Origin of the sequence: Arsenophonus apicola (genome assembly GCF_020268605.1) — a bacterium.
GTDB lineage: Bacteria > Pseudomonadota > Gammaproteobacteria > Enterobacterales > Enterobacteriaceae > Arsenophonus > Arsenophonus apicola.
Map to the genome: position 1 here is coordinate 1,985,831 of NZ_CP084222.1, position 12,460 is coordinate 1,998,290.

Genomic DNA, 12,460 nt, shown 5'->3' on the forward strand with positions numbered 1-12,460 from the left:
CAGAAAAATAATCACAAAAAAATTTTTGTATAAGAAAAAAAACGAAAAAAAGCATTTCATCTGTTACTATTTTACTAATTCAAGCAAAATACGGCTAAAGTGGCATAATGCTTTAGCCTAAAAATTATTCCTATTACAGTAGGTTACCTATATTGACAAATTTGCCAATCGAATGAGATTGCCAATCTGGCAAATGTGGAATAACCCCTAAACAAGGTGCTGACAGGCGCTGCTGTAATGTTAACAAATAATCCTGTTGATATTGACCCGGTAAAACAATTTCATTAGCCACCCAGCCTGCCAATAATAAACCACTTTGCTCAATTGCCTGTGCGGTTAATATTGCATGATTAATACAACCTAATTTAACGCCAACTGTTAATATTACTGGCAATTGCTGTTGTATAACCCAATCAGCAAAGGTTTGCTCAGCGCAAAGCGGTGTATACCATCCGCCGGCACCTTCGACAATGATCCAGTCAGCAGATTGTTTTAATTTATTTAATCCTGCACCCATTATCTGCCAATCGATAAGTTCTCCTGTTAACTGACTGGCAATATGGGGTGAAGTTGCTTGGGCAAAAACGATCGGATTAACATCATGGTAATTCAGTTTCAGGCTGCTATTTTTTCTTAATAACTGCGCATCTGAATTTCTTAAGCCATCCGTTAATTGTTCGCTACCTGAAGCTACCGGCTTATAGCCTGCCGTTTGATAGCCATGAGCTGCGGCCGCTTGTAGCAGCGCGCAACTAACAATAGTTTTGCCCACATCGGTGTCAGTTCCGGTGAGAAAAAAACATTTATTCACGATATAACATTCCGTAAACCAGTTGATAAGTTAGTGGGAATTGCTCATTGACATAAGGATAATGATCAAGGAGTTTAGCTAACTGATTTTTTGTCATTAGGCCCTGTTGCTGACGTCCAGCCGTTAGATAAGTCGCACCAATTCCCTTGATAGATTGGAGTAAACAAGCAAATGAAGGATAAGTTACATGCCAAGATCGTTGCTCTAAACTATGCGACCAACCATGACAAGTCCGCTTAATTTGTGCAAAAGTCATAAAAGAATTAATGTGTCGGTTATTATCAACTTTTTGCCAACACTGTTGTAGCTCATGTAATGAGCCATCGGCTAAAGTAGAAAAAGCAACTACCCCACCCTTTTTAGTGATACGATATAACTCACTTAATGGGGTATATAAATTACTACACCACTGGATAGCAAGATGACTAAAACAGAGATCGACACTTTCATCGGCTAGTGGTAGACACTCCATGTCAGCCTGGATATAACTTTTGGCCGCTTGCTTTTGTTGAGCGATCGCTAACATTGATGCAGACAGATCAAGCGCAATAACCTGTTTTCCTGCTAACTGCCACTGCTGACTGAAATAACCGGTACCACAGCCAGCATCCAGAATCGTGTTACCTGGCATCGCCGATAAGCAATCAAACAGATGTTGTCCACTTTGCTGCTGAAATAACGCAATATTATCGTAATTTTTAGCCGCCCGTCCAAAAGCATGCGCAATTGCTTGCTTATTTATTGGCATAGTTGTTAAAGAATTCATTTAACGTTTCCATTAACTGTGCAATATCGGTTAATTGATGATTAGCCATCAACGTGATCCTTAATCTAGCACTACCCGGCGGCACTGTTGGCGGCCGAATAGCTTGCACCCAAAATCCTCGCTGACGTAAAAATTGCGCTAAATGTAAACAACGTTGGTTACTACCAATAATCAGTGGCTGAATGGCACTCGAGGAATTTAATAATGGCAAATTATAGTGATGGGCTAATTGACGAAAATAATCAATATTGCGCTGCAAATTTGTTCTTAATTCATCGGCCTGACGAATTTGCCTAACGGCCTCAGCCAACGCAACCGCTTGAGCCGGCGGCATTGAAGTACTATAAATCAAATGACGGCCATATTGCAGAAAATAGTCGGCGGTGTTTTCATCACAAAGCAATGCAGCTCCACTAAGACCAAAGGCTTTACCAAAGGTTATCACCAGCAGTTCAGGCTTTACCTTATGCAGATGACAACTACCTCTGCCTTCATCGCCGCTAACCCCAATACCATGGGCATCATCCACTAATAGCCATGCCTGTGCTTGCCTTGCTGCTGCTTGCAATTGATCTAAAGGGGCTCTATCGCCATCCATACTAAATACGCCTTCAGTGACAACCAGTGTTTTACCAGTCTGATTGACCGCTAAAAGAGGTTGTAAAGTGTCCGCTTGATTGTGAGCAAAACGTTGTAATGTTGCTGGCGATAACATTGCGGCTTCTAGTATGGATGCATGACTAAATTTATCAGCGACAATACGATCATTTTTTTTCATTAAAGCCATGATCACACTTTGATTTACGGCATAGCCGGAAATAAATAATAAAGCGCGGGGATAACCTAACCAGTCAGCAAGCTGGTGCTCCAATTGGGCATGGGCGCAAATATAACCGATAACATGACCTGAGCTACCACTACCCGTTCCATATTGGCTTAATCCCATTTGCCAGGCTTTAATAATGGCCGGATGCTGGCTTAACCCCAGATAATCATTACTCGAAAAATTAACATATTGTTGTTGATCAAAGATTAGGGTACGTGCATTATTTTTTTTAATAATCTGTCGTTGCCGCCACAATGCTTGCTGCTTGCGCATATCCAGTTCACGAGCTAAAAATGTTGACCAATTCATCATAGTGCCGCGTTGTAAAATTGTGCTGTATCCACCTGCTGCATAGCTTTTTGCAGCCGCTCTATTTGCTGCTGATGAGTCAATGCGGTTTCAGTGGCTTGTGGATTAATATTTAGCTTGCGGAAAAGTTGCTGATCTTTATCTTGCTTAGGATTAGCGGCCGTTAATAACTTACAACCATAAAAGAGAGAGTTAGCCCCGGCCATAAAACAGAGTGCTTGCATCTGTTCATTCATCTGTTCACGGCCAGCAGAGAGCCGGACAAAAGAGGTTGGCATCATAATACGGGCAACAGCAATGGTACGAATAAAATCAAAGCCATCGACATCTTCATTGTCTTCAAGGGGCGTGCCTTTTATTTTTATTAACATATTAATTGGCACACTTTCGGGAACCTGCGGTAAATTAGCTAATTGAACCAATAGCGCTGCTCGATCAGTCACCTCTTCACCTAAGCCGACAATGCCACCAGCGCATACCTTCATGCCTGCTTGGCGAACGGTATCAATTGTATCAAGCCGATCTTGATAGGTGCGAGTGGTAATAATAGAGCCATAAAACTCAGGCGAGGTGTCTAAATTGTGATTGTAATAATCCAGTCCCGCATCGGCTAACCGCCGTGCTTGCTGGTCAGTTAACTTACCCAGTGTCATACAGGTTTCCAAGCCTAATGCTTTGACTTCTTTTACCATCGTTTCTAAATAAGGCATATCCCGTTCATGGGGATTTCGCCAGGCCGCGCCCATACAAAAACGTGTCGAACCGGCTTTTTTGGCCTGCTTAGCCGATTCAATCACTTGTTGGACTTCTAATAGTCGCTCAGCTTTTAATCCTGTCTTATAACGAGCACTTTGTGGGCAATATTTGCAATCTTCCGGGCAGGCACCGGTTTTAATTGAGAGTAAGGTACTAATCTGGATCTGTTGCGGATCAAAGTGTTGACGATGAACTTGCTGAGCTTGAAAAAGTAATTCAAAAAAAGGTAAATCAAATAATGCTTGTGCCTGGCTAAGCGTCCATGTTTTTTCCATCTTTGCCATTCTCTCTCTTGAAACAAAAAGTGTTGCCAGTTTAAATAAGTGCGTTATCATGTCAACTAAAATAAATAAAATTAGTTTACCAAGTATAATGAAACTCGACGATATTAATTTTGATACTAAACATATTTGGCACCCCTATACTTCTATGACGCAACCGATACCGGCTTATCCTATCGTGAGCGCCTCAGGTGTTGAACTCGAATTAGCCGATGGCAGAAAATTGATTGATGGTATGGCTTCTTGGTGGGCCGCTATTCATGGCTATAATCATCCCGTACTCAACCAAGCCGCTTCTCAGCAATTAACAAAAATGTCCCATGTTATGTTTGGCGGCATCACCCATCCGTCAGCGACCGCCTTGTGCCGACAATTAATTGATATAACTGATCATAGTTTAGAATGTATTTTTCTGGCTGACTCCGGCTCAGTAGCTGTAGAGATAGCATTAAAAATGGCATTACAGTATTGGCAGGCGCGCGGGGAAACACGTCACCAGTTTATTGCCTTACAACGGGCATATCATGGTGATACCTTGGGTGCTATGTCAGTTTGTGATCCAGAAAACTCAATGCATAGCCTTTATCAAGGTTATTTGCCAACCCATTTTTTCGTTCAAGCCCCTCAATGCGGTTTTTATCAGCAGTGGCAAGCTGACGATTTGATCCCATTACAAAAAATGCTAAGCGAACAAGCTGGCAAAATTGCGGCCATTATCGTTGAGCCGATAGTTCAGGGTGCGGGTGGTATGCGAATTTATCACCCTAATTATCTGACCGGCGTGAGAGAATTATGCGATCACTATGATATCTTACTGATTGCCGATGAAGTAGCCACCGGATTTGGCCGTACTGGCAAATTGTTTGCTTGCCAGCATAGTGCGATCACGCCAGATATTTTGTGTCTAGGTAAAGCACTAACCGGGGGTTATGTCACTCTGTCAGCTACTCTGACCAGCCGGCATATTGCGGACACCATTAGCCAAGGTCAAGCGGGCTGTTTTATGCATGGGCCCACTTTTATGGGCAATCCATTAGCCTGTGCGATTGCCGATGCGAACATAACATTATTAAAAAATAGCCCATGGCAAAAATGGGTGCAAGAGATTGAAACGCAATTGATGGCTGAACTCTTTGTGCTGCGAGATCAACCACAAGTTGCTGACGTGCGAGTGTTAGGTGCAATTGGCATTGTTGAAATGAAAAACCCCGTCAATGTGCCTGAGTTACAACGTCATTTTGTGGCTGAAGGGGTCTGGATCCGGCCATTTGGTAAATTAATTTATCTGATGCCGCCCTATATCATTACCGCTCAGCAACTGACCCAGTTAACGGAAGCAATAAAAAAAATCGTTATCAAGCTGTAAATTAAAAATAATTTAGTTTTTTATTAAATGGGTCGTGATCCACATCGGCCCTTTACCCACCGGATAACGTTCTAATGCTTGTAGCCCACCGGTCACTCCATCTATTTTATAAACAGCAATGTGATCCGACTTCTGGCCCACAGCTAGCAAAAAATGACCCGTTTGATCAATATTAAAGCCACGCGGTTGACTTTCCGTGGCATAAACCGCCATTGGCGATAATGTTAACCCGTCTGCTGTCACCTGAAAGTGACGAATAATACTGGCAGAACGTTCACTTGCATAAAGATGGCGGCCATCTGGCGTAATATGGATATCCGCGGCCCAAGGTTTACATTTCGAACCAGCCGGCAAAATGTCACAATTTTGCTTTTGCTGAAAAGGCGCAAATGCTGAATGAACATTAATGGTGGCATCTAACTCATTTAAACAATAAAAAGCGTTCTGGTTGGGTGCAAAAGCTAAATGACGGGGCCCTGCACCTTGGTTAGTTGCAATCCGACCAGCAACCTGTTCGGTTAAATGGCCATTGTTAGCAATTGTATAAATGCGAATATGATCTTCACCTAAACAAGGGACAAACAAGCGTGCATTATCAAAACTTACTCCCGACGCATGGGGATGTTTTAAATCGCCAACAACTTGAATCACTGGCTGCGCGCTCCCCTGTTGATCAATGGGCAACACCATTAAATTACCTTGATGATAGGAGGGAATAAATAACCAACGACCGAGCTTGTCAATTTCAATGTGGGTTGGTGTGGCAGGAATAGCGGTAATGGCCTGTTGGCTGAGTTTGCCTTCGGCCGAAATAAGGTAAGTAATAATGGCAAAATCCGGCCGAATACCAACATAAAGATGTCGACCATCAGGACTAATCTGCATCGGTTGTACTTCACCGGGTAATGTCAGCTGTTGCAATAATGTCAGTTTCCCTTTTTCATCTAGGATCCAAACATGAATTTGCTTACTTTCTGGACTGGCAACATACACTACCTGTTTCATTGATTAACTCCTCACAAATTATCTGACAAAATAGCCTCCGTTATCATATCCGATTTGATAGCAGATAATTACCAAAACAGCATAGTAGGTAATAAAAAAATTTATTGTTCAGTTGACTGATGTCAGTATATGGAGTGGTTTTATTTTTATAAATTATCACTATGTAATTAAAGGTTATATTTCGCGACAATAATTAGCCAACCGTCAATCGCCGTTGAATATAGTCTTATTCAAGTAAATTTAGTATTCAGATAATAAAAAAATAAATTAAACCCTATAAAAAACTGTTGTTAAAAAGTAAAAAAATAATATTATATAAATATATAAAATTTTATTTCTGTTAATAAAGATGTTTTGCTAAAAAGGCAATAAAATTGATCACTACCGAGGAGGTTGGAAATTTAATATAAATTTCACATTATTTTTTAATATAAGCAACATATAAGCTAACTTTGATTTGATCCCGTTGTCTGTATCGATTTTTTTCCAATTTCATATAATTATTGTTAGTAATAAATAAAATCAACAAGTCGTGAGCTAAATTTAAAAATTATAAACCGTAACTATCAGGACGAGTAGATTAACACGGCAAAGTGTTAATAGAAAATTAAGGAATAATAATGAAACCCCGCGAAAATTTAATGGTTGAGTTAGAAACCATGGGCATGGGCAGTTGTGCTGCCATTGTAGCAATCGGTGCGGTTTTTTTTAATCCAGCGACAGGTGAAACGGGCGCTGCCTTTTATCAAGCTGTCGATCTCTCTTCATCAATGTCTGCCGGTGGTACCGTCAATGGCGAAACTATAAAATGGTGGTTATGCCAATCCAATGAAGCTCGCGCAACAATTGCCAAAAAAAGTTTACCACTTATTGATAATGTTCTGCGTGAATTACATTTTTGGGCGCGAGAAAATGCCCAAGAACGGATGGATTGTTTGAAAGTCTGGGGGAAAGGCGCTAATTTTGTTTTAAGAGGCGCTTATGAGAGATCACAATTGACCCCTTTTTGGCATGTCGGCAATGATCGTGATGTACACACTATTATCGATATGGGGATTAATCTGGGCATAAATGTACAAAATGATCTGTCAATTGATCAAGCGCGAGATAATGCACTCAATTGTGCGCTTTACCAAGTGCATCATGTTGCCAATATTTGGCAAAAAATTATCCAACATGAGGAATGACGGAATATTCCAGTTAATGAAAATTAACAATGACAATTATTAGTTGGTAATAAACTTGCTATTACTGATAACTATTGAATAAAAGCTAGCTAAGTAGAAATAGCTAGCATTTAATAACAACAAAAATAGCTTAATATGAATGTCTACTAATCTAATTTAAATTTGTAATGTTGGTTAATTTACTAGCTGAAAAATTGTTATTAATATTATTTAGCTTTCATATCCACATCAACAACTTGATAAAAAGCATTTGCAGTATCAGCAATTGACCAAACACCTAAAATGATTTGATAACCCGTCCGTTGTGGAACATTGCAATCAAAATAAATCTGGTACTCATCAGGCGTTGCACCACCGTCAAAACGCTCGCAAAATGGTTTTAAATCAAAAGAAGCACGAGTTAGTGGTGCGTTAGGATTCCAATCCTGTTTAGTAATAAAAAACTCCCATTTTTGCGTTTTATGTGGCTGAGTTAACGACCAACGAAAGGTGTTTTTACCAGAATTCAGTGGTACTTTCTTCCAACGATCAACGCTCTGTTCGTTGAGTTTATAAAATGATGAGTTATCACCGCTGGCTATCTTACCATCACGAGGGCCGCTTTGTGGAAAACCTTTTGGCCCTTCAATCGACATAGGATCATATTCAACAGCACCACAGTTGCTATTTTCATGTATCCAACATAACACTGCTCGGCTTTTGGGTTCAAAAATAAAACCATGCTGCGGTTCCGGTTTGACATTGGCAGCGGCTACATTAGCAGCACAGATTAGTGCCAATGGCGCTAACAATAATTTACTTTTCATTTAATACATCCCTTAAATAGTTTCTATTTTTATCAATTGAGAATATTTTTATATAACATCACTTACAGCAGAGTTAATTATTATGCAGATAAAAATCAAATATCAATTTAATTAATCTATTTTTTACTTAAAAAAAATTTCATTTAAATATAAATAAAATAAAAAATTAATATATTAGACTTTCTATGAAAAACAGTGACCAACTAATAAAAAATAAAATATTGAATAAATTAGAAATATAATTGCAGCTCATATTATCTAAATTATTTGAGCGTTATAGTTAACAATAATGAACGCTGCAATTTACAAATAATCGCTGGCGATAAAACATGACAATGTTAGGACCAATACATAATCTAACGAAAATAGCAGCTAAAAATTAACAATATTTAGCATAATAAATTTAAAGAGCAATATTAAAAGATGCTATTTTAACAGCAGCACTTATTGTTAAAAATGGTAATAAATATCGCTTTAAAATTAATAATTATTTACATTAAATCAACAAAAAGACATTTAATTAACTTATGCTAATCTAATATATTGATTTAAATCTTATTAATCATAAAACAACTGGTTAATAACCTGCCAGGCTAAAATTTTACTGATTATTGCTATTTAATTATGTTGTTATTTTATTATCTATTGGGCTAATTATTTTTTTTATGGGTTTAGTTAACGGCTATTATCCGATATGATTAGTACTGAAAAAATTTATCGGTTTGAATAATTAGGATAAATAATTCACTAAATTATACTGTTTAAAATTACTGTACAGATTAAATACTAAATCACTATTTAATCTGTTTTATGAGGCTGATTTATGTCATATCGCGTCATCGCATTAGATCTTGATGGTACCCTATTAGATCCTAACAAGCAGATCTTGCCACAATCCTTAGCCGCTATAAACCAAGCTCGTCGTCAAGGGATCAAAGTTATTATTGCTACCGGTCGCCATCATGTTGCTATTCACCCATTTTATCAAGCACTAGACTTAGACACCCCGGCAATTTGTTGTAATGGGACTTATCTCTACGACTATCAGGCTAAAAAAGTACTGGAATCGGATCCGTTATCGGCTGAAGAAGCGACTAAAGTGGTTGCGCATTTACAAGGTACTGATATCAACCACTTGATGTATGTGGATGATGCCATGCTATATCAACAACATAATGATGCTATTAAACGCACTTTGAAGTGGGCAAATTCCTTACCTGAAAATCAACGCCCCAATATCCATAAAATTGATAATTTCAACACGGCAATCCAACAGGTCAACGCTATTTGGAAATTTGCCACTTGTACGCCAGATATCGACAAATTACGCGTTTTTAGCCAAACTATTCAGCAGGAACTGGAGCTGGCTTGTGAATGGTCATGGTTTGATCAAGTTGATATTGCTAAAAAAGGTAACAGTAAAGGTGTGCGTTTACAACGTTGGGTCGAATCACAAGGCTTAACGATGAAAGAAGTCATTGCTTTTGGTGATAATTTCAACGATGTCAGCATGCTAACTGCCGCTGGTCTCGGCGTGGCAATGGGTAATAGTTGTGATGAAGTGAAAAAATATGCCGATATAATTACCGAGCAAAATACCGCCCCTGGAATTGCTGAAGTGATACAAAAATATGTGCTATAAAGGCTGTAAAGCTATTTGTGCTACTGCCCAACAACCTTTGTTAACAAGCATTGCTTAATCAATAGATTTAAAGCCGACGAGTTAGCGACAGACTCTTAACTTGGGCATAAACCCATTTATCCGGCTTTATTTCTAGTTCCTCTTTTGCCCAGCGCGTGATCCTTGCCCAAATAAAGTGGCTATCTATTGCTAATTTGACATCCACTTGCTCTGATCCATCAATACACTCCACAACTTTTGCTCTTAATATATTACGAATAGTCGTTTGCGTTGGTTTATTTAATGTTAAAGAGACATCTGCCGCATCAATACGAATGCGAACCGCTGCTCCTGATTGAAATTGCAACTGGGGAAGCCACAACACTTGATCCGATAGAGCCACCGACGTCATAGCATAATGGCTATGATGCTCTATTACCTTAACGTTTAAAATACTACTTAATGCATCAGCTTGTAACCAAGGGCGTAAAACACTACTTGACCAAATATCGGCTAACGGCGCGACAGCTTCAATTTTACCCGCTGACATAACAATTACATTATCAGCCAGCCGGACTATTTCATCCAGATTATGACTAACATAGAGAATAGGAATTTGGATATCTTGCGATAACTTTTCTAAATAGGGAAGTAACTCTCTTTTACGTGGTAAATCTAACGAAGCTAACGGTTCATCCATTAATAGTAATTCAGGTGCGGTTAATAAGGCGCGGCCAATTGCGACGCGTTGTTTTTCACCACCTGACAACATAACTGGCAAGCGCGGCAATAATTTTTCAATTCCAAGCAACTGAACAATATCATCAAAGTGTGATTTCATTGCTTTGGCCATACCGTATTGCAGATTACCTTTAACGCTATAATGTGGAAAAAGGCGCGCATCTTGAAAAACGTAGCCCATTTTACGCATTTGTGCCGGTACAAACAGACCTTTATCCGTATCAACTAAAACACGATCATTAAAAATAATTTGTCCTTTATCGGGTTTACTAAGCCCGCCGATCAAGTTGATCAAGGAGGTTTTACCAACACCGGAAACACCAAAAATGGCGGTGATCCCTTGAGTTGAAAGTATGGTATCAACATTGACAGACAAATCGCCTAGCTGCTGTTGCAGCCGCAACGCTAACATATTGCCTCCAAACGTTTTCTGCCACAACGGGTTAACCATTCAGACAGGAGTAACGATAGCAAGGCTAAAATGATAGCAATAATACATAAGCGAGCAGCGGCTATTTCCGCGCCTGGGGTCTCAATCAGTGTATACATAGCTAATGGAATGGTTCTTGTTTCACCTGGAATATTAGACACGAATGTAATCGTGGCGCCAAATTCACCTAATGAACGAGCAAAAGCCAAAACCATACCAACAATAATTCCTGGTAAAATTAATGGTAGCGTAATGGTAAAAAAAACCCGCCATGGATTAGCTCCCAATGTTCGAGCTGCTTGTTCAAGACGGCGGTCAACGCCTTCTAATGCTAATCTTATTGCTCTAACCATCAATGGAAAAGCGATAATGGTAGAGGCTAAAGCCGCACCTCGCCAACTAAAGGTAAAACTAAATCCAAACCAATGATATAGCCATGCACCGATTACCCCATGGCGACCAAATGATAGCAAAAGTAGATACCCTACCACTACCGGTGGTAATACTAAAGGTAAATGGATCAGACTATCAAGTAATGTTCTGCCGGGAAAACGGCAACGCACCAAAATCCAGGCCATTAATATGCCAAAAGGTAAACTCACCAATACGGCAACACCCGATACTTTTGAGCTCAGAATAATAGCTTGCCACTCATATTCACTTAACATATGCAAAAATTAATTTCCTATAATGGATTAAAACCATAATGCGTAAATATTGCCGCCGCTGCAGGTGTTTTCAAATAAGCAAAAAAATCGTTAACCTTATTAGTTTGCTGATTTTTGACGATCGCCATTGGATATTCGATCTTTTTATAACTGGTAGTTGGGAATATGCCTACCACTTTCACCTTTTGACTCACTCCAGCATCAGAGCCATACACAATGCCTAGCGGTGCTTCATTCAGCTCAACTAATGCCATGCCACTACGGACATTATTGGTTCTGGCTAACAGAGTATTGACAGTTTTCCAGGCGCCTAAAGCCATTAGTGCCTGTTTAGCATAGATACCAACTGGCACATGATCAGGGTCACCCACAGCAATTCGTTCACCATTGGCAAGTTGGCGCCAATCGGTATTTTTATTAATCGTGACCTGTTTTAATTTTGAATTTATTGGCGCGATAAGGACTAAATTATTGCCTAACAAAGTATAGCGACTGGCATTAACAATAAGTTGTTTCTGTTGCACATAATCCATCCACTGCTGATCGGCGGAAATAAAAATATCCGCAGGAGCTCCCTGTTCAATTTGTCTGGCTAACGTTGAAGATGAAGCATAAGAAGCAATAATTTTAATGTTATGATCTTTTTCATATTGCGTTACGATATCATTTAATGCATTGGTTAACGACGCGGCAGCAAAAACAGTGATTTTATTTTCCGCTGCCCAATTTGATCCACTGACCAAACAAAAAAGTGCTACTGCTGTCACTAACTTAGCAATATATTTTTTCATCATTAATCCCTTTTTCATTATTTTTATCGTTATATATATCAGGATATAACGAATAAAGAAAGTCGTATGATATCGATAAAATTAGATTGTTTTCGT

The 12,460-nt window shown here is 39.2% G+C and carries 12 protein-coding genes; 3 read left to right on the top strand and 9 right to left on the bottom strand.

Annotation, left to right across the window (positions count from 1 at the left end):
* Window positions 1-133 precede the first annotated feature (133 nt).
* From bioD to bioB, 4 genes are read right to left on the bottom strand one after another with little or no spacing between them, the layout of a single operon-like run.
* Entirely contained in the window at window positions 134-811 is a 678-nt protein-coding gene (bioD, locus tag LDL57_RS09475) for a dethiobiotin synthase (protein WP_180560829.1), read from the bottom strand.
* Window positions 804-1,577 (bottom strand): malonyl-ACP O-methyltransferase BioC, encoded by a 774-nt coding sequence (gene bioC / locus LDL57_RS09480; RefSeq protein ID WP_180560830.1) that lies wholly within the window; start codon window positions 1,575-1,577, stop codon window positions 804-806. Before bioC ends, bioD begins: the two co-directional genes overlap by 8 nt.
* Entirely contained in the window at window positions 1,546-2,712 is a 1,167-nt protein-coding gene (gene bioF / locus LDL57_RS09485) for an 8-amino-7-oxononanoate synthase (protein WP_180560999.1), read from the bottom strand. The genes bioC and bioF overlap by 32 nt, the downstream gene beginning before the upstream one ends.
* On the bottom strand, window positions 2,712-3,743 hold the full coding sequence (gene bioB / locus LDL57_RS09490; protein ID WP_370520708.1) for a biotin synthase BioB: 1,032 nt from the start codon (window positions 3,741-3,743) through the stop codon (window positions 2,712-2,714). The genes bioF and bioB overlap by 1 nt, the downstream gene beginning before the upstream one ends.
* Window positions 3,744-3,840: 97 nt before the next feature.
* Here bioB and bioA point away from each other — a divergent pair, with 97 nt between their 5' ends.
* Complete coding sequence (gene bioA, locus LDL57_RS09495) at window positions 3,841-5,115, top strand: adenosylmethionine--8-amino-7-oxononanoate transaminase (protein ID WP_180561000.1); 1,275 nt, start codon at window positions 3,841-3,843, stop codon at window positions 5,113-5,115.
* A 12-nt stretch (window positions 5,116-5,127) separates the two neighbouring features.
* On the opposite strand, the gene pgl is transcribed toward bioA, so the two are convergent.
* The gene (gene pgl, locus LDL57_RS09500) at window positions 5,128-6,120 is read right to left on the bottom strand and encodes a 6-phosphogluconolactonase (RefSeq protein ID WP_180560832.1); all 993 of its coding nucleotides are present in this window, start codon (window positions 6,118-6,120) and stop codon (window positions 5,128-5,130) included.
* Window positions 6,121-6,740: 620 nt separating this feature from the next.
* Between pgl and LDL57_RS09505 the strand changes: the two genes are divergently transcribed.
* Complete coding sequence (locus LDL57_RS09505; RefSeq protein ID WP_180560833.1) at window positions 6,741-7,307, top strand: 3'-5' exonuclease; 567 nt, start codon at window positions 6,741-6,743, stop codon at window positions 7,305-7,307.
* 206 nt (window positions 7,308-7,513) lie between these two features.
* Here the strand turns inward: LDL57_RS09505 and LDL57_RS09510 are convergent, their stop codons facing one another.
* Window positions 7,514-8,113 (bottom strand): lytic polysaccharide monooxygenase, encoded by a 600-nt coding sequence (locus LDL57_RS09510; protein ID WP_180560834.1) that lies wholly within the window; start codon window positions 8,111-8,113, stop codon window positions 7,514-7,516.
* Window positions 8,114-8,936: 823 nt separating this feature from the next.
* On the opposite strand from LDL57_RS09510, the gene LDL57_RS09515 reads away from it, so the two are divergent.
* A complete protein-coding gene (locus LDL57_RS09515; RefSeq protein ID WP_225505502.1) occupies window positions 8,937-9,755 on the top strand; it encodes a pyridoxal phosphatase in 819 nt (272 codons plus the stop codon).
* 67 nt (window positions 9,756-9,822) lie between these two features.
* Here LDL57_RS09515 and modC read toward each other — a convergent pair whose 3' ends face one another.
* From modC to modA, 3 genes are read right to left on the bottom strand one after another with little or no spacing between them, the layout of a single operon-like run.
* Complete coding sequence (gene modC / locus LDL57_RS09520; RefSeq protein WP_180560836.1) at window positions 9,823-10,887, bottom strand: molybdenum ABC transporter ATP-binding protein ModC; 1,065 nt, start codon at window positions 10,885-10,887, stop codon at window positions 9,823-9,825.
* Window positions 10,881-11,573: a molybdate ABC transporter permease subunit gene (gene modB / locus LDL57_RS09525; RefSeq protein WP_180561001.1), complete on the bottom strand. Its 693-nt coding sequence runs from the start codon at window positions 11,571-11,573 to the stop codon at window positions 10,881-10,883. The genes modC and modB overlap by 7 nt, the downstream gene beginning before the upstream one ends.
* A 17-nt stretch (window positions 11,574-11,590) precedes the next feature.
* Complete coding sequence (gene modA / locus LDL57_RS09530) at window positions 11,591-12,364, bottom strand: molybdate ABC transporter substrate-binding protein (RefSeq protein ID WP_180561002.1); 774 nt, start codon at window positions 12,362-12,364, stop codon at window positions 11,591-11,593.
* Window positions 12,365-12,460 lie beyond the last annotated feature (96 nt).